The organism is Stieleria bergensis (assembly GCA_007745635.1).
Lineage (GTDB): Bacteria > Planctomycetota > Planctomycetia > Pirellulales > Pirellulaceae > Stieleria > Stieleria bergensis.
On record CP036272.1, the window covers coordinates 1,234,807 to 1,253,683 of the forward strand.

Sequence of the window (18,877 nt, forward strand, 5' to 3'; positions counted from 1 at the left end):
GGCAGGGCAGGGTAAAGCAGGGGGAGACGCCCGTTGGGGGTGTCAGGGGCGGCGAGACGCTCGTGGTCTGACGCGGCAATCCATTTTAAAACTCATCTATCGTTTTCGACGGCATTTTTTCTAAAGTCATCCCGCTGAGAGGCCGACAGGCCTCCGTTATTTGCTTGGGCATTTGCTAGCAATCAATGCAGCTTGCCCAAACACCTTTGTCTTAGCGGTTCAACGTGTTGCGTTCTGTTTTCCTGTTCGTCTTTGCCATTTGTGTCGGCGTTTTGCCGATGTCAGCGCACGCGCAGACATTGGTCGCGGGCGAGCCATTGCAGGACGAGGCGATCTCTCCTGGCTTGCAGAATGCGATCTCGGACGATCAAGGCGTTTCAAGCGCGGGGCAGATGATTGAGTCAATCGCCGGTGGCGAGGGTTCGATTGCGGCTCCGGAGAACATTGGCAGCAGTTTGCGAGCGGTGCTGTTGTTGTCGGTCGTTAGCTTGGCTCCAGCGGTGCTTTTGATGACGACCAGTTACATTCGCATCATGGTCGTGTTGTCGTTGGTGCGGCAGGCGATTGGGCTGCAGACATTACCGCCGACTCAAGTGCTGACCAGTCTGTCGCTGTTCATGACCTTGCTTGTGATGACGCCGGTTTGGACGCGTGTGTATGACGACGCGATCGAGCCCTATCGTCAAGACGAAAGTGGCATGACGTTGGGGCAAGCCTATGATGCTGGCGCGTTGCCGATTCGTCAGTTCATGGCGGCGCAGATCGCCGCGGCCGATAATCGCGCGGATGTCTTTTTGTTTTACCGCCACGCCTATCCGGAGGGCGCGGCGTTGGAGTCCTTCGCTGAGGTGCCGATGCAAGTGCTCTTGCCGGCCTTTGTCATCAGCGAGTTGAAAGTCGCGTTCCTGATGGGCTTTACGATCTTTTTACCATTATTGGTCGTCGACTTGGTGGTTGCCAGTGTGACGACGTCGATGGGCATGTTCATGTTGCCACCGGCAATGGTGTCGTTGCCATTGAAACTGCTGTTGTTCGTCTTGGTTGATGGCTGGCATCAAGTGGTTGGGATGTTGTTAAACAGTTTTGGGCCGATCAGTTGACTCACATCGATGCAGACACTGCGATTGAAATGTGTCAGCAAGCGTTGCTGCTTGCTGCCATGATTGCCGCGCCGATATTGATTGTTGGCGTGTTGATGGGATTGCTGACGGGGCTGTTGCAGTCTCTGTTTCAGATTCAGGATCAAGCAATTTCCTTTGTGCCCAAGTTACTTGCCAGCGTGATGGTGTTGCTAGTTTGTTTGCCTTGGATGTTTTCTCAGGTGATGCAGTTTTGGCAGACCATGTCGGGTGTCGAACCTTATTAGGGTTCTCGTTCTTCCAAACATCATTCGGGTCAGTGATCGCGCGTGTTTGAATCCATTGCATCTTGGTTGCCTGCGGGGTTGGATTCTAATTGGTCCAATTGGTTGCCAGGGGTGAATGCCTATGCGGTGGATTCGTTGGTGGTATTCGTCTTGATCATCGCTCGGATCACTGGAACGGTTCTCGCGGTGCCCTGTTTTACGGCTTTATTGCCGATGCGATTCCGTTTGGTTTTGGTGATGGCGATTGCGTTGATTGTCGCACCCAGCACGATCGCTCATGGAACCGGGCAGCCAGTGCCATCAGGGGTGGTCGACGGATTGATCGCCTGTGCGCGCGAGCTGATGTTTGGCTTGGTGATCGGAGGCACGATCCAGTTGCTCTATTGCGGCATCTTGATGGCGGGTGAATTGATTGCTTCGGTGATGGGCATGCAGTTAGCGCAAGCCGCTTCGCCCAGTGAAGGCCAGTCCGTTCCACAGATGTCTCAGTTGTTAGGGCTATTGATTGTTGCCATCTTGTTTGCTGTTGGGGCGCATCGATTATTGCTGGATGGTTTGCTGATGAGTTTTCAGCGGATGCCGCCGACGGTGGTGCCATCAACGGCTGAGTTGGCGGAGTTGGTTTGGGACCATTTGGCGATCGGAATCGAATCGGGCTTGCGCGTTGCTGCACCGGTGATCGCAGTCGTGTTGATCGGCAACTTGGTTGTTTCCTTGATCAGTCGTTCGCTGCCACAGCTGAACTTGTTGGCGATCGGAATTAACCTGAATGTTTTAGGTGGCCTGGCGATCTTAGCATTGACCGTGGGTGCGGCTGGCATGATCTTTCAGGTTCAGGTGGCTGACACGCTTTCTCGGTTGGGGCTTTATTGATCTCGCAACATGTCAGATAAAGTTCATTTACCAACACCGAAGCGTCGCCAGCAGGCTCGTGCTCAAGGACGAGTTGCCAAGTCCAAGGAATTGGTGTCAGCCGGTGGCCTGTTGGCGCTCACGCTGATGCTATGGTTTGTCGCGCCAGAGATTGCGGATCGAGCCAGTGCCAGCATTCGGCAAGTGACACAATCGCCAGCGATGATCCGCGCCGACGGTGAAGCCATTTATCAGCTGTTGATTGCCGCGGCCTTTTCGGGATTGATGATGCTGGTCCCCTTGGCGTTAGCGATGATGCTGGGGTCGGTTTGTTTGAGTGTGTTGCAAACCGGTCCGATGTTTACGCCAGCAAAGTTACAACCATCTTGGCAGCGAGTGTCTCCATTAGCGGGTTTGCGTTTGATGTTTTCGGCGCGACGTTTGTTCGCTGTGGCATTGGCTGGATTCAAGTTACTGGTGATGTTGGCCGTTGCCGGTTTGATGATCCAAGGCAAACTGCAGCAGCTTGCCATGCTGGGTGGTTTGCCACTGGTCGAGATCGCCGCCACGATCTTTCAACTCGTGCTGGAGTGTGGTGTCTGGTTTGGGCTAACGCTGTTGATGTTGGCAGCGGCAGACTATGGCATCGCTTGGTGGCAGCATCAGCAAGACTTGATGATGAGTGAACAAGAGTTGCGTGAAGAGTTACGAAACGAAGAAGGTCCCCGCGGCCAGCAAGTCGCCAGGTCCCAGCCGGTGCAGGCGCTGGCTGAATGAGCATGCCGACTGGCAGCTTCAGCTCGATGGTGTGAGCGTGGGTTTTGCGTCTTATCTATTCTGCGTCACGTCGATTGTGGGGCTGTTCTGCCGTGGATCGTTAACCTTCCTGGTTCGCGGCTCCGATGCGTCCGGGGTTCGGGCGAACCTGATCGATGCTTGCAGTGTCGGTTGAGTGATGGGTGGTCTTGGGCGTTGGCAAGGGCTTGGCGTGCATGCCGCCATCGCAAGATTCTTGATGCAAAGTGCGAAACCCGCTTGACGATTTGCGGGCTTTTGATCTAGGCTGTTGACATGAACCAAGCGTTGCGACTTCGAAACGAAATTCTCCTACTCCTTCCATTGCTAGCCAGCGGGAAGACGAGGGTTTCTACGCATCGCTTGACGGGCTGCTAACGCGGCCGACCAACCGAACAAACGCAAAAACCCGAGTCTTCCCTGAGGCTCGGGTTTTTTTGTGTTTGTTACCGGTCGTTTACCCGTCGTCGCATTGACCCACATCGTTTCGTTTCTAACGTATCGTTTTCACTTCCAGTATTCCTTTACCCGTCCGGCAGGACATTGACATGGAACCACAGCAAACAGCCAATGCTGACAGCAAACCCGCTGCGGCTGACGCGTCCAATGAATCGCGTCATATTCGGATTTTTGACACCACGCTGCGTGACGGTGAGCAATCACCAGGGGCCAGCATGAACCTCGCCGAAAAGCTGGAAGTGGCTTACGCACTCGAGAAACTTGGTGTGGACATCATTGAGGCCGGGTTCCCGATTGCTTCACCGGGCGACTTTGAGGCCGTTCAGCAGATTGCGCGTGCGATCAAGGGATCGACCATCTGTGGTCTCGCCCGTTGTAGTGAAAAGGACATTCTGCGTGCCGCCGATGCGGTTGAGCCAGCCGAGAAGTCTCGCATCCACGTCTTCTTGGCCACCAGTGCGATTCACCGCGAGTTCAAGCTGCGAATGACGCCGGATGAAATCGTCAAGCGAGCAGTCGAAGGCGTCAAGCTGGCCGTGAGCCGCTGCGAAGACGTCGAGTTTTCGCCCGAAGATGCCTGTCGTACCGAGCACGACTTCCTTTGCCGGGTTGTTGAAGCGGCGATCGATGCGGGGGCCACGACGATCAATGTTCCTGACACCGTTGGATACGTCACGCCGCAAGAGATTTATCAAATCTTTGACATGCTGCGCAATCGAGTGCCCAACATGGACAAGGCCATCTTAAGCACGCACTGCCACGATGACTTGGGCTTGGCCGTTGCCAACAGCATGTCCGCGGTCGCGGCAGGTGCCGGGCAGATTGAGTGCACGATCAATGGGATCGGCGAACGAGCTGGCAACGCGGCGTTGGAAGAAGTCGTGATGGCGATGAAGACGCGCGGAGACTTCTATCGTTGCCACACCAGCATCGATAGCAAACGATTGGTGCCAACGAGTCGCCTGGTTAGCAAAGTCACCGGCATCAGTGTGCAGCGCAACAAAGCCATTGTGGGACGCAATGCCTTTGCACACGAATCAGGCATTCACCAAGATGGCATGCTGAAGGAACGCAGCACCTATGAAATCATGTCACCCGAAGAAGTTGGCATGGCGAAGACCGATTTGGTCCTGGGCAAGCACAGTGGACGCGCCGCGTTGGCCGATCGCGCTAAGACGCTGGGCGTTGAACTGGCCGGTGACGAACTGAAGAATGTCTTCGAACAGTTCAAAATCTTGGCCGATAAAAAGAAAGAGATCTACGATGGTGACATCATGGCTCTGATCCAACAACAGATCAGTACCAGTGACACTCAAGCGTGGACTTTGGTTGATTACGAAGTCACCAGTGCGATGGGCAAGACACCCAGCGTGAAGCTTACTCTGGGCAACGGTGGACAGGAAACCTCTGCCGTTGTGGCGCAGGGTGACGGCCCCATTGATGCCGCGTTTTGGGCTGTCGAGCAAATCACCGGTGTTGAGGTGATTTGCAAGGACTATCGGGTTCGCAGTGCAACCTTGGGCCGAGATGCCATTGGTGAAGTCAATCTAGAAGTTGAGCACAAGGGCCGCCTGTATCGCGGCGTCGGCGTCAGCACCGACAGTGTCGAAAGCACGATCTTGGCCATGCTTAACGCGATCAACCGAATCGCTGCCGAGTAAACGCTGCTGAGTCAACTCGGTTCGTAGGGTGTCGTGCTTGCACGCACCATTGACATGGCATCGCACCGTTAATCCGCAATCACGTGGATTTTCGGCTTCTGCACTGCCGGGCTCTAAGACCTTCAAAGCTGTCCCCGATCAGGTGCCCCGAAGAAACGTCCGGCCCGCCCGCCGAACGCCGCCCGCCGGACGCCGCCCGCCGTAGGTGTTCCACATGCGGTTTCGGGCCAGCCGAGCGTAGAGCTGCTGTCATCTGCAGCACGGGCCTTCGCCAGAGGTTGCTCTGCCAGGTGTTGTCAGCGGCGCTGGTTCATTCAGCACGCCACAGGCTGCAAACGGCGCATGCTCGCATGCGCCGTTGTTGGTGCTCCTCATTCACGCTGTCATTCGCTTGGCTTCTTGGGCTTTGATTCGTCGATCGGGAACTGCAGTTCGCCAGTCATTGGATCAGGCTTGAGACGCATCGAGTCTTGGTCAGGAGTAAATTCTCCGTCACCGGTCAGCATTTGAATCTGCGATCCGGGTGTGTCTGGTCCACTGGGGTCTGCGGGGACTTCGCCGACAATGTTGCCGACGTCCAGTGGTTCGTCCTCGGTTTCCATTGCCAGGACATCATCGACAGCGCGGCCGGTCAGTTGAACGTCCGGCAGGCCCGCCGTGTCGATTTCGTTGTCGCTTGGCACCGGGTCGAGTTCCTCTGGTGGTTCGGTGCTGGCGGTGGCAACATAGGCGTTCACGTCAGGGACTTCTGCGGCTTCGGACCAGTTGCCCGGTTCCCCTTGAGGCTGCTGAAACAGGCGATCGACGTTGCCACGCAGTACTTGATGCCCCAGTTCAATCGCACGTTCTTCGCTCCAGCCATTCTCGCCGACGAATTGCTCTGCCAAAACGCCCGAGAGGATGCGGCGATACATGTCGAATTTGGGCAGGACGAATTCTAATTTATAAGCGTCGCTGTAATAACCGATTTGCTTGCTGCGTGGAACGGCTTCCAGGCGGGCTGTCAGGTCGCGTTGGATGAACGAGGGCGTGTTGCTGTACCACCAGTGACCGTTGGTGATCACGTTGGGAAAGATCCAGCTGTAGCTGACCAGTTCTTGGTTGGTCACACTGGCGAGAACCGAGACTGGAAACTTGACGCTGGGAAAGGCGTTGAACAGTTCGCGGTACTGAATCAGTGACACGCGGCTATCGTAAAGGTCCTGTCCCTGAAAGACGCCAGCGGGGTACACGCCGCGATTGACGCCGATCATCAAGTCAAATGGCAGTCGGAATTGGCTGCACAATTGGGCCAGTGTCCAGAAGACGAACTGAGAAAGCGTTTCAACACTGGAGGCGTTGCTGTTCAGGCCATTTTTGAGCACTTGGTCCAGTGCCGCCGCCGCTTCTGCATCGCTGATGTGAGTGGGAGCAAAGGTGGGCGGCAGCGAAATTGCGCAGGCTCGCGCTCCGTGGGCCACAAAGTGCTCAAAGCGTTGTCGCAAGGCGTCTCGCAGGCTGCTGAGCGAACCGTTGAGCGACACGCCGCTACATGATTCCAGCCGCCGACGGACTTCGGGTTTGGCCAAATGAAAGACCAAGTCGTCGGTTCGCAAGCAGGGGATATAGGTGTTGGTATCGAAACCTTCCAATTCATCGTCGAAGTCGTTGGTCAAAAACACTGCCTCGACGTTGCTTTGGTCAAGGATCTGCTGGGACCAATTTGGCGATGACATTTTGGTCTCGGCCGCGTCGTACAGTGCTTCCCAGTTGTTGCTGGTGATTTGATCGTCTTCAAAGCCAAAGAAGGTCTGGCAGAGATCGATCAGCCAGCCATAGTTGGCGGTGTTGCTAATGTTCTCTAAACCAAACACCAGTCGACGCACGAGTTCCTGCGGACCGATATTGGGCTCTTCGATTTCCAGGCGCGGCATGCCAGCGGAATGAACCAGTTCGGTGTAATAGTGGTAGCCCAGAATGTCAGCCAGCGTTGTTGAGGCTGGGGCGTGCGGATTGATGTGCGTGTGAGGGTCGATCATGCGAATCGCGGAAATCGCCTGATAGATCGTTTCACGAGCCGAGGTGAGGTCACGCTGAGAATGAGAAACCATGTGAGCAATGCTTTGAGAAAGGGGCAGGCAAAATCGATGACGTGCGATTGTATTCGCAGCACCATGGCGGTGGGAATGACCGCGATCGCCGGTCGGATCGCGAATGATTGATTCCACGGCCACTGATTTTAGCAGCAGGTCTGAGCTTTTGTCGCCGCCCCACATCGGGTCTGGCACGCAGCCAGCCCCTGAGCGACCGGCATCGCCGATCCCCGCCTAAACCGCGCCAATCAACGTTTTGGGCTCCGATTTTGCGTGTTCTGCTCGGCAAAACGGTAGAAAAATGTGGAAATTTAGTTGCCATTACTAGAATGATAACTCGTACAATGATTTCCGTACTCGGGTGGTTGCACTGGACCGATAGATCGTCCAAAGCGTGTTGATGCCCTCAAAGCGTTCGCTTTTCCATTCCTTTTTTGATTGCGAAAAGATGCCTCAGTTTCCTTTTCAAAACCCTTCAACGTCTCAGCCCGAGCGAACGTCGCTCACGGGCAACGATGAAGTGGTCGTGGAAACTGGATTTCAGCCGATGCCCCAGCAACAGCGGGAGGCCTTGTCGCCCGACCTGCGAATCGATGGTCCGCAATCGATCAGACCGCCTGTCTTGTCAGAGCTGCCTGTCTTGTCAGAGCTGCCTGAGTCGTCTGCATCACAAAACGATCCGCCCGCTGACGCTTCGTCTGATCAAGTGGAGCTCACGCAGGATCAGCCACAGCAAGCTCCCGAATTGAGCGACTCGCCTGCAAAGGCCAAGTCAAATCACAGTGCTCAGCAGTCTCGGCGAATCCAACAAGCCTCGCGAGGTGCTCTGATCGAATCCTTGCGGCAAGCGATGATCATGGTGGTGACCGTGGCTGTCTTGCTGGTCGCGGCAAAATTTGCATTGCCTGGAATTGTGGAGTCGGTGACGCACGCGTTCCGGCGTGGACAATTGCGAGCCCAGCACGAAGTCGCGTCTGCCTCGCTCCGCGATGTCTCATTGGATTCTCTGAGTCATGCTTACCAAATGGTCAGTGATGTGGCCGGTCCCAGTGTCGTGCACATTGATGTGCAGCGCCAGGACGTTGGCAAGCTGACCCAGTTGTCCAGGAACTCGTCCGGTGCACCTTCGATCTTGATTTCAGATCAGGGCAGTGGAGTGGTCGTGGACACCGATGGTTATCTGTTGACCAATCGCCATGTGGTGATGGGCAGCCAGGTCATTGAGGTCACCCTGAGTGATGGGCGTCGCTGTAACGCTGATGTGATCGGGACCGATCCCGGGACGGACTTGGCGCTTTTAAAGGTTGATGCCGATCATTTGATTCCCATTCGCTGGGGTGATAGCGAGGCCGTTGGGATCGGGTCGCCAGTCTGGGCCATCGGCAGTCCCTTTGGCTTGAACAGCACGGTCACCTTTGGCGTTTTAAGCGGCAAGCATCGGGTGGTCCGAGCGGACGATCAATACCAAGATTTCATGCAAAGCGACGTTGCCGTCAATCCTGGCAACAGCGGTGGTCCGCTGGTCGATGCGGCCGGCAGTTTGATTGGCATCAACACTGCCATCATCGGTGACACATACCAAGGCGTTAGCTTTGCGATTCCTAGTGAAATCGCGCATCGTGTTTACGATCAACTGCGAGCCAAAGGCAAGGTGTTGCGCGGGCATTTGGGAGTCACTTTGCTGGAGGTTCCCGATCAGCAATTGACCAGCAAGAGCCATCTGCTGCGAGGCGCTCTGGTTGGCTCGGTGGTCGGTACGGATTCACCTGCTGCTCTGGCTGGATTGCAAGTTGATGACATCATCACGCACGTCGATGGCGAGGCAATTCGTTCGGTGGTTCATTTGATCCAAGTGGTGGGGAATGCCATGGCGGGAACGAAAATCGAAGTGTCCATCGTCCGCAGCGGCCAGTCCATGAATTTTTCGGTGTTACTGGGAACCCGTCCTCCGGCGCTGGACTTTCGATAGCCTCTTTGGCAACTCGCCCCATTGCCATTGCGGCGGATGCGTGCCCCGGTCGTGCTGTTTCGACGACGGCTTGGGTGGTTCCTCGCACACCAATTGATGCAGCCTGTGTCACTCAGCCGTCTTGATCGTGACTCAAATGACTTGCGGGGTGGGGTCTTGCCTGTGCTGTGGCGAAATTGCCAGCGTTTCTAACTGATTGACAATCGAAATCACCGTGGGACTGCTCTATACTTCCGTGATTCAGAATCACTGTTAGCAGGGTGCTCTCGCCGACCAGAGGCTGATTGCGAGCTCTCAACCTGCCTGCCACTTCAGGTGGCTGTTGCCTTCGAATATGACTTGAGATAGACGCCGTGAAAATGAAACCAATCACACTGTTGGCCGCCTTAATAGCCGTTTGTGCATTCTGTTTGGCTGGTTCAAACTGCCTCGTTTCGGCGGCTGAGCTTGCACCTGGACTGGCCAAGGAAAAGCCCGCTGAAGGTCCTTCCATCAAAGTGGACGAAAACCTTTACATGGTGCCCTACGATTTTCGCGTGCCAGGCACAGAGCAGGTCGTGGAAATGATCCCCGTGCCCGGCGGAGAGTTCATGATCGGTAGCCCCGAAACCGAAGCCGATCGTCAAGAAGACGAAGGGCCTCAAGTACGTGTCACCGTTGATCCAATGTGGGTTGCCAAGACGGAAGTCAATTGGGCACTGTACAAGGAATTCATGGCCTTGTACGGAATCTTCAAAGAGTTTGAATCGTCCGGGAAGCGTTCGGTCACCGATGCAAACAAAGTCGATGCAATCACCGCGCCGACCGAATTGTATGAGCCAACATTCACCTACGAGTACGGCGAAGAAGATAGTCAACCCGCCGTGACCATGACGCAGTACTCAGCTCAGCAATTCACCAAGTGGCTCAGCCTGGTCAGCGGTCAACAGTACCGCCTGCCAACCGAAGCTGAATGGGAATACGCCGCTCGTGCTGGCACCACGACGGCCTACAGCTGGGGCGATGACGCAGGCGCGATCGACGACTACGCGTGGCACTTTGACAACAGTGATGAAGGCCAGGGAAAGGTGGGGACCAAGAAGCCCAACGCATTTGGTTTGCACGACATGCACGGGAACGTCGCCGAGTGGACTGTGAATGCTTACACCGAAAATGGCTACGCAGACTTTGCTGACAAGCAAGGCATTAACGCAACGGAAATGGTGGTTTGGCCTTCCTCGCCATCGCCGTGCGTCCTGCGTGGTGGTACTTGGGAATTTGATCCGGAAGACTTGCGAAGTGCCTCGCGCTTGGCATCGGATGACGAAGAGTGGAAAGCTGACGATCCAAACTATCCCCGAAGCCCCTGGTGGTTCACCAGTGATCCATCACGTGGGGTTGGCTTCCGCATCTTCCGTTCGTACAAGCCATTGGCCAAAGACACGATCACCAAGTTCTGGGAACCACAAGCTGAAGACACCTTGTTGGATGTGAAGTCCCGGATTGATGGAGGTCGTGGCGGAATGGGATTGGTTGATCCCGAATTGCCAGCGGCTATCAAATAGACCAGGCGCTTGAGCCTCGTTTTGTTCCGCAAGACACTGCAACTCACGCAGTGCCACTGCAACTCACACAGAGCCTTTGCAAACAAGATGTTTTGCAAAGGCTCTCTGTTTTTGGTTCTTCGTGCATTGGAGTGGCTGGTGGCGAGTGGCTGGTGGCTGGTGGCTGGTGGCTGGTGGCTGGTGGCTAGAAAGTTTTTTACAGCGAAGGACGAAAGGAATTCAGCCCCACTGCTGTCGCCAGCCTGCAGAGGCTTCAAGTGATCGCCAGACGGTGGAACACAGAAGCTTTCCGGCAGCCACTCCTCGCCAGGCGGTAGAAGCGTGATCAATCATGTCGCAGCAAGTGATCTCCCTGCTGTGGCGAGCGTGGCGACTGAGAAAGCGGTAAGATGCCGCTTCGACTCGTTTGACGAATCTGCGTCACATTAGACGCCTTGATTCGGACCACTTCTGTCGCCAGAAGCCACTAAAATGCGTGAAGCACTTTTTGGGGGAAACTGAGTGGATTCCCCGTTCTGTTGTCTTCTATCTCTCGGAGGTCTCGATGTTGGTTCAATCCATCTTGCGGTTGCTTGCGTCGTGCGTGCTGGTCAGCGTTGGCGTTCACTGCTCTTGCTTGCATGCCGAAGCAATGCCTCCAGGTCTCTCGTCCGTCAAGCCAGCCAGCGGACCTGCAGTGAAGGTTGCTGAGAATCGGTTCATGGTGCCGTATCAGTTTCGCGTGCCGGGGACGGAGCGAACGATTGAAATGGTTCCCGTTCCTGGTGGATCGTTTTTGTTCGGTAGCCCGGATGGAGAGGCCAACAGGAAAGGGGACGAAGGGCCGCAGGTGCGCGTCAAGGTTGATCCGATGTGGGTCGCAAAGACTGAAGTGACTTGGGGTGTGTACAAGCAGTACATGCAGCTGTACGACTCCTTCAAGCAATTTGAATTCAAGCGTCAGCGCGAGATAAATGAACGCAATCAAGTTGACGTCGTCACAGCGCCGACCATCTTGTACTCGGTCAATCTTACCTTCGCGGCTGGCGACGATGACCAACAGCCCGCAGTGACCATGACTCAGTATGCGGCTCAGCAATTCACCAAGTGGCTGAGTCTGTTGACGGGCCAGCAATACCGTTTGCCCACCGAAGCGGAATGGGAATATGCCGCTCGCGCGGGAACCCAGACCGCGTTCAGTTGGGGAGACGGCATAGACAAGATCGACGACTATGCCTGGTACTTTGACAATAGCGAAGATGGCTATGGTCAAGTTGGAACCAAGTTAGCCAATGGGTTTGGTCTGCATGACATGCACGGCAATGTCGCGGAGTGGACCGTCAACGCGTACACCGCCGAGGGTTACGCGGGCGTCGCAGCGAAACCGAGCATCAACGCCACGGAATTGGTGTCTTGGCCCACCGCTTCGTCGCCCTGCGTTGTCCGTGGTGGCAGCTGGGAGATGGCTCCCCAGCATTTGCGCAGCGCCTCGCGATTGGCGTCCAGTGATCAGTGGAAAGACAACGACCCTTGCTTTCCTCAGAGCCCTTGGTGGTTGACCAGTGATCCGGCCCGAGGAGTGGGGTTTCGTTTGTTTCGATCCTACCGCCCGCTCGACCGATCGACGATCACCAAGTTCTGGCAACCACAGGACCGGGATGTCCAAAGAGATGTCGAATCTCGCTTGAAAGATGGACGTTCGGCGCTCGGTCCCGTCGACCCCGGCTTGCCCGCCGCGATCAAACAAATCGAGGAGAAGTGAGGATTTTTCATCCGCCGAGGGGCCCACGCCAGGGGTTCTTGGGGATCAGCCATTGGAAATCAAGGGGTTTCTGATTAGAACCTTTGACCGATAGATTGTGTCTGCATTTCGATCGTCACCCTCTAACCCACCCCCTGAATCGTGTTTGAGACTCTTGCTGTTGTCGGTGCTACCGGTGCTGTTGGACGCATCGTTTTGGATCAATTGGCTGACCGAGATTTTCCCTACAAACGGATCAAACTGTTAGCATCCCAGCGGAGTGTGGGACGCGAGGTTCAGGTCAAAGACCAGACGGTGAAGATCGAATTGCTCGCACCGGGGGCGTTTCAGGACGTGGACTTGGTGATCGCCAGCACGCCCGATGAAGTCTCGGCAGATTTCGCCCCCTATGCCGTCAAAGAAGGCGCCGTCGTTGTCGATGAAAGTGGTTTCTGGCGGATGGACCCTACCGTCCCGCTAATCATTCCCGAAGTCAATCCTCAGGCCATCGCCGGACACCAAGGCATTCTGGCCAGTCCCAACTGTAGCACCACGCAGATGGTTGTTGCACTGGCTCCCCTGCATCAAGCCTGCCGAGTGAAACGAGTGGTCGTCAGCACCTATCAAGCCACTAGCGGTGCAGGCTTGGCGGGGAACGTTGAATTGGAATCAAGCGTCCGAGCGCACCTCGATGGCGGCGCCAATCAACCGGAAACCTTCCAGTATCCGATCGGTTTCAACCTGATCCCACAGATCGGCGGCGAAAAGCATCAAGGCTACACCAGCGAAGAAATGAAAATGGTGTACGAAACTCGTAAGATCCTCGGTGATGAAGACATTCAAGTTTGTCCCACCGCTGTTCGAGTGCCTGTGATGACCGGACACAGCGAATCAATCTTGGTGGAAACCGAAGAACCGATCAGCGTCGAAAAAGCCATTGAGCTGTTCAATGCGGCTCCGGGCATCACCGTTGTCGATGACCTCGATCGCAAACAGTATCCAATGCCCAAGGACTGCGTCGGCAAGGACGATGTGTTTGTTGGCCGGATTCGCGCAGACATCAGTGGTAATGGGCATGGGATTGCCTTCTGGTGCGTTAGCGATAACCTAAGAAAAGGGGCCGCGACCAATGCCGTGCAAATCGCTGAACTTCTACAGTCCTCTGTGGCTTCTGCTTGATCGATCGAGTTGAATCATTGCAACGCACCTTTGCCCTGACGATCGCTTACGATGGCACTGAATACGCTGGCTGGCAAGTTCAGCCAGATCAGCCCACCATTCAAGGCACGTTGCAACTGGCAACTCGGCAAGCGACCGGGCAAAAGGTCACGGTGACCGGTAGCGGTCGTACCGATGCTGGCGTTCATGCCCTCGGGCAGGTCGCAAGCCTGCGAATGCCAGCTTGGAAGGCCGACGAAACCGCGTTGATGCGAGCGATCAATTCGCGCTTGCCTGACACCATTGTTGTCAAACGCGTTGATGCCGCAGATGATGACTTTCATGCCATTCGTGATGCCCAAGGCAAACGCTATCGTTACCAATTGCAGGTTCGTGGCCAACGCGATCCGTTTGAGCACCGCTATCGCTGGCGCGTTCGGCAGCACGTGGACATCGAGGCGATGAAGCAGGCGGCTGCGATGGTGATTGGGCATCGTGATTTTTCAAGCTTCGAATCGACTGGGGCAAAACGAAAAACCAGCGTTCGTGATGTGCGCGACTGCCAAGTCATTGTGGAGGATGACTATGAACGCAATGGTCACCTGGCCATTGAAGTGGAAGCCGACGGATTTCTGTACAACATGGTACGCAACATCACTGGCACGCTGGTGGAAGTTGGCTTTGGCAAGCATCCAGCGAGCTGGGTCGAAGAGGTGTTGTCTCTGAAAAACCGAATCTACGCCGGCCAGACTGCGCCGCCGCAGGGTTTGTTTCTCAAGGAAGTGTATTACCTACCCGGTTTTGCTGCCACGATTGAATCCAAATAGGACCGGCGTCCCCGTGAGCCGCCAGCCATTGAGGCAATCGGTGTTGCTGATGGGAGAATTCGTTGACTGAACTCTCCCGCTTGCGGGAGAGTCGAGCGTTAGCGAGGTGAGTGTGAAGTGGTTGGCAACGCCAACCGCAAGCAGCCACAGCGAAACCCTCCCCGGCCGGCCTTGAGACAACCGGTTTTGCTGATGGGAGAATTCGTTGACTGAACTCTCCCGCTTGCGGGAGAGTCGAGCCTAAGCGAGGTGAGTGTGAAGTGGTTGGCAACGCCAACCGCAAGCAGCCACAGCGAAACCCTCCCCGGCCGGCATTGAGACAAGCAGTGTTGCTGATGGGAGAATTCGTTGACTGCACTCTCCCGCTTGCGGGAGAGTCGAGCCTAAGCGAGGTGAGTGTGAAGTGGTTGGCAACGCCAACCGCCAACCAGCCACAACGAAACCCTCCCCGGCCGGCCTTGAGACAAGCGAAGCCTCCGACTTGCAAATCTTCGCATCCATCAGCGCGCCACCACCGCAAACCACCACCGCAAACCGCTCCCGCAAGCGGGAGGTTGTTGCTGAAGGGGCGTTGCGAACGCCAAAACGTCTGTGACCAACCGTCGTGGGGGTGGTTGTTTGCCCCGCCAAACTGCGTCAACGCGCCAGACGGTTGGGCGAAACCTGCTGCCATCGCTTCTACGGCAAATGAACACGCTGTCTACACGGGATCTTAACGATGTGGGCAGGTCTGTACTTAATAATAGGGCCCGCCACCGAAAGTGATGCCACTGAACGTGTGTGTGAATTAAGGAAGCCGCAAGTTAATGACGACCAACGCCACCGAACCGATCTTAGACGATGCGACGAAGGAGTTCGTGCGCCGGGTGATTCACGCCGAGTTGGTGAGCATCAATGAAATTAAAAAGGTGGTCGTTTCACTGATGGCTGATGGTGTGCGGGGGAACTTGTTTTCTCCGGAACGTTTGGCCGAGGGTTTGGTGGGCGCTGATTTGCTCACTCGTTGGCAGTCCCGCAAACTGCTTTCTGGCAAGTCACGTGGTTTTCATTTGGGGAACTATCGTCTCTTGCGGCCGCTAGGCAAGGGCGGCATGGGCGTTGTGTTTTTGGCAAAGCATGAAGTGATGAGTCGCCAGATGGCGCTGAAGATTCTGCCTGCTGAAGCATCGCGCGACCCGCGTCGGATTGCTCGGTTTAAAGAAGAAGCCCGGGCGAGCGCAAAACTAGAGCATGCGAATATTGTGCAGGCCTTCGACTTTTCCGAGTCTGATGGCAAGCTGTTCATCGTGATGGAATATATCGAGGGGCATGACCTGCATCGCGCTGTCGCAAAAGACGGTGTGATGTCTGCAGCCGAGTCTTTGGATGCGATGATTCAGACCACCGAGGCTTTGGTTCATGCTCATCAGCGCGGCATCATTCACCGAGACATCAAGCCTAGCAACTTAATGTTGCGCTCCGATGGCGTGATCAAGGTCAGCGACATGGGACTGGCTCGGATCGGCTATTCGGCCGATGGCAATGATACGCCGAATCGGTTGACCGGCACCGCCGACTTCATTGCTCCGGAACAGGCCGTGAACAGTCAGTCAGCCGATGCACGGTCGGACATCTATTCACTTGGATGCACCTGGTATTTTCTGTTGACCGGCAAGACTCCGTATACCGGTACTTCTGTGGCTCAGCGTTTGGCGAAGCATCAGACGGCGAAGGTTCCACTGGTCAAAGAGTTGCGGTCCGATTGTCCGCCGTCCATCAGTGCCTTGATTCAGCGGATGATGAGCAAACGTGCCGAGGATCGACCGGCCAGTGCCGCTGAATTGCTGTCGCAAATGAAGCGTCTCTCGGGGTTCAGTGATTCACGAGGCGAGCTTGCCAATCGCCCGGTTGGCGATTCGACCAACACAGCCTTTGCGGATGATTCTTCTAGCTTCACGGCATCGATCGACGATAGCGGTCCGCTGCGAGAAGCTGGCGCGTCGATGTATGCCGAGCCCATGGAGATTGATTTCGATCGTTTGCCACCGATGGAAGCCTTGGGTGTCCCCGTTTCTGGACCGGGTTCATCACCGGGTTCATCACCGGGGGCTGCCCCGGGATCGGCGCCTGCGGTTCCACTGGGGTTGGCGTCTGGGTCGGGGCCTGCGGTTAACGGACAGGCTATGCCGCAGCCTCAATTTCAGACGCCGACCTCAGCGACGTTTGCTGGCGGCATGCCAAATGCACCTGCGGCTCCCCCAGCCAGACAAACGCGTTCCCAGGACGCCCAGCAAAACATTTTGCTGGGCATCGGGTTGGCGGTTGCGGTTCTGGCGCTTGTGGTGGTTGTTGGAGTGACCGTCTATCAGCTGACTCGCGAGGAAAAGAGTCGCACGCAATTGAAGTCGACGGAGGGCAATGGACGCCAGGTCATCGTTGTTGAAAATTAGAGGCTCTCCCAGTCGATGGTCGGCTGGCCGCCAGGCGAGTGACCTGATCTGGCGTGATCTTCATGAATTTTGCCTCTCTGCGGTAACAAAGTGTTGGCAGAATGAGTGTCAGCAGCAAGATCGCAGGAGGACTTTGTGGGGTGGCTTTGGGGCCCTTCCTTTGGGCTGGTTTGTTGTCAGGTGTCGTCAGATTTCATTGATCGTGTTAAGATACGCAAACTGAAAGCAGCGATCAGCGAACGATTTTTCAAGAATCTGCATTTTGCTTGCTTGGCAGATCAATCATGATGCCTGGTTTAGAAGACGCTGTCCGTCAGACTCAATCGCCCATTTAAATAGTTAAATCCTTCAGTGCTTCAACGTTCTTCGATGCCCGTCGAATTGATCATGACCCAGGGAAGCCGGGCTGGTACGGCTGCGCCGCTCCAGGTTGGTTACTACTTGGTGGGCAGGCATCCTGAATGCCAGATCCGTCCCAAGAGTCGCTCGGTGAGCCGTCGCCATTGCTTGCTGTTGCACAACAGTGACGGGATCGGAGTGATGGATCTGGAAAGCACTGGCGGGACCTTCGTCAACGATAAACAAATCAAACCGCATCGCTGGGTCGTGTTGCGGAACGATGATTTGCTGCGAGTCGGCAAAGTTGAATTTCGCTTGGCCTTTGCCGCTGATCCTGCGGAGCAACCGCCAGCTCAAGACCAGAGCAACAGCGAGAACACCGAGCAAGCCGATGATCGCGAGACTCCTCAGTCGTTTGAGCAATTCGACGTCGCCTCGTTCTTAGATGGCGAAGACCAAGCGGAGCAGGATGCACGTTACTCGGCGATTCGTGATAAGTTCCAGCCTGAGTCCGAAGAGGCTGCGGGCAATGACGCTGGCAAGGCTGCTGGAGGCCAGGATCTGTTTGGTGAGATCGAGGGAGATCAGGAGTTTGGCGACACACTTGTGACCGCCGCTGGCGGCAGCGATGCTCCCGCCCCTTCAAAGCAGGCGACTGGCTCGGCGACCAAGCCTGACGCAAAGAAATCCAAGCCTCGGACAAAGAAATCGAAGCCGGCCAAGTTCAAGAAAGCGAAGTCTGGGTCATCCTTCATCGCTAATCTTTCGCTTGGCGAGAGCGGTTGGAAGCTCCCGCTGGCTGTGGTGCTGCTCTCGGCATCGGTTTTGATTTTGGGTTACCACTTCTATCAATCGTCGCAGCAGGGCGAAGTGAAAGTGAATGTCCGCAGTGAATTGGACTAGTGGTTGGTTCGACCGTCGAGCGGCTCAGGGGTGAACTCAGCTTGTTGGCCCGTCAACTCCAAAGCACAGGTCACCGGTGAAGCCAAAACTGTTACTCATTGATGGCTACAATCTCTCACAACCGGGGCTCCGCTCGGGTGCGGCATCCAGGCGTCCCGATCCGCGTTGGTTGCAACGCAATCGTGAGGGTTTATTGCGAGATCTGGTCGACCCTTTAGGCGACTGGTTGTGTCAGCAGACCGCGGTCATTTTCGACGCCGCCAATCCTCCCAAGGATCGCCCGCAGCGCTATGCTCACCACGGCATCGACGTCCGATTTTCGGTGGGTTATGCCTCGGCGGATGACTTATTGATCGAGCTCATTCGGGAGCATCACACGCCCAAGCGGCTGACGGTGGTGTCATCGGACCATCGCATTCAGCGTGCTGCCAAGGCTCGTGGGGCTCGTTTCTATGATTCACAGCCATGGTTGGATCGATTGCTTGACGGCCAGATTGGGTTAGCGGTGCCGATTCCCCGCGAGGCGGCGCGTCAATCGAGGGGCTCGGGCAACGGATCGCAGCAGGAATCAGGCTCGGATTCTGCCTCTGCAGGTGACCGAGTTCAGCGCGGGCAAAAACCGCGAATTGACAGTCCCGAGGAGGTCGATCAGTGGTTGGATGCCTTCGGATTTGGTCCGGATTCGGACAATCCGTAGGATGATTGCTGCTGCTCCTTCCGAATCTGACGTTTCCGACTTAGAATCCTGGCCCGCAGTCATGGCGGTCGTTCTGCCCCTCTGGG

Annotated in this window: 14 protein-coding genes; 13 read left to right on the top strand and 1 reads right to left on the bottom strand. The window is 55.8% G+C overall.

Annotation, left to right across the window (positions count from 1 at the left end; genetic code table 11):
• Positions 1-224: 224 nt before the first annotated feature.
• From fliP to SV7mr_RS04040, 5 genes are all read left to right on the top strand, one after another.
• On the top strand, positions 225-1,100 hold the full coding sequence (gene fliP / locus SV7mr_RS04020) for a flagellar type III secretion system pore protein FliP (protein WP_419188068.1): 876 nt from the start codon (positions 225-227) through the stop codon (positions 1,098-1,100).
• A complete protein-coding gene (locus SV7mr_RS04025; RefSeq protein ID WP_419188069.1) occupies positions 1,097-1,366 on the top strand; it encodes a flagellar biosynthetic protein FliQ in 270 nt (89 codons plus the stop codon). The genes fliP and SV7mr_RS04025 overlap by 4 nt, the downstream gene beginning before the upstream one ends.
• 42 nt (positions 1,367-1,408) lie before the next feature.
• Positions 1,409-2,239, top strand: coding sequence for a flagellar biosynthetic protein FliR (locus SV7mr_RS04030; protein WP_145269449.1), 831 nt, complete (start codon positions 1,409-1,411; stop codon positions 2,237-2,239).
• A 9-nt stretch (positions 2,240-2,248) separates the two neighbouring features.
• On the top strand, positions 2,249-2,995 hold the full coding sequence (locus SV7mr_RS04035) for an EscU/YscU/HrcU family type III secretion system export apparatus switch protein (RefSeq protein ID WP_145269451.1): 747 nt from the start codon (positions 2,249-2,251) through the stop codon (positions 2,993-2,995).
• A gap of 566 nt (positions 2,996-3,561) precedes the next feature.
• A complete protein-coding gene (locus tag SV7mr_RS04040) occupies positions 3,562-5,133 on the top strand; it encodes a 2-isopropylmalate synthase (protein WP_145269453.1) in 1,572 nt (523 codons plus the stop codon).
• Between the two features lie 383 nt (positions 5,134-5,516).
• Here SV7mr_RS04040 and SV7mr_RS04045 read toward each other — a convergent pair whose 3' ends face one another.
• Complete coding sequence (locus SV7mr_RS04045; protein WP_145269455.1) at positions 5,517-7,223, bottom strand: glucuronate isomerase; 1,707 nt, start codon at positions 7,221-7,223, stop codon at positions 5,517-5,519.
• A gap of 430 nt (positions 7,224-7,653) precedes the next feature.
• Here SV7mr_RS04045 and SV7mr_RS04050 point away from each other — a divergent pair, with 430 nt between their 5' ends.
• From SV7mr_RS04050 to SV7mr_RS04085, 8 genes are all read left to right on the top strand, one after another.
• Entirely contained in the window at positions 7,654-9,174 is a 1,521-nt protein-coding gene (locus SV7mr_RS04050) for a S1C family serine protease (protein ID WP_419188070.1), read from the top strand.
• Between the two features lie 359 nt (positions 9,175-9,533).
• Positions 9,534-10,718 (top strand): formylglycine-generating enzyme family protein, encoded by a 1,185-nt coding sequence (locus SV7mr_RS04055; RefSeq protein ID WP_145269459.1) that lies wholly within the window; start codon positions 9,534-9,536, stop codon positions 10,716-10,718.
• 544 nt (positions 10,719-11,262) lie between these two features.
• On the top strand, positions 11,263-12,459 hold the full coding sequence (locus SV7mr_RS04060) for a formylglycine-generating enzyme family protein (protein WP_145269461.1): 1,197 nt from the start codon (positions 11,263-11,265) through the stop codon (positions 12,457-12,459).
• Positions 12,460-12,597: 138 nt separating this feature from the next.
• Complete coding sequence (locus SV7mr_RS04065; protein ID WP_473163690.1) at positions 12,598-13,617, top strand: aspartate-semialdehyde dehydrogenase; 1,020 nt, start codon at positions 12,598-12,600, stop codon at positions 13,615-13,617.
• Between the two features lie 17 nt (positions 13,618-13,634).
• A complete protein-coding gene (truA, locus tag SV7mr_RS04070; RefSeq protein ID WP_145269465.1) occupies positions 13,635-14,423 on the top strand; it encodes a tRNA pseudouridine(38-40) synthase TruA in 789 nt (262 codons plus the stop codon).
• An 806-nt stretch (positions 14,424-15,229) separates the two neighbouring features.
• The gene (locus SV7mr_RS04075; RefSeq protein WP_145269467.1) at positions 15,230-16,852 is read left to right on the top strand and encodes a serine/threonine protein kinase; all 1,623 of its coding nucleotides are present in this window, start codon (positions 15,230-15,232) and stop codon (positions 16,850-16,852) included.
• Positions 16,853-17,203: 351 nt separating this feature from the next.
• Positions 17,204-18,094: an FHA domain-containing protein gene (locus SV7mr_RS04080; protein ID WP_145269469.1), complete on the top strand. Its 891-nt coding sequence runs from the start codon at positions 17,204-17,206 to the stop codon at positions 18,092-18,094.
• A 76-nt stretch (positions 18,095-18,170) separates the two neighbouring features.
• The gene (locus tag SV7mr_RS04085) at positions 18,171-18,791 is read left to right on the top strand and encodes an NYN domain-containing protein (RefSeq protein WP_145269471.1); all 621 of its coding nucleotides are present in this window, start codon (positions 18,171-18,173) and stop codon (positions 18,789-18,791) included.
• The last annotated feature ends 86 nt before the right edge of the window (positions 18,792-18,877 follow it).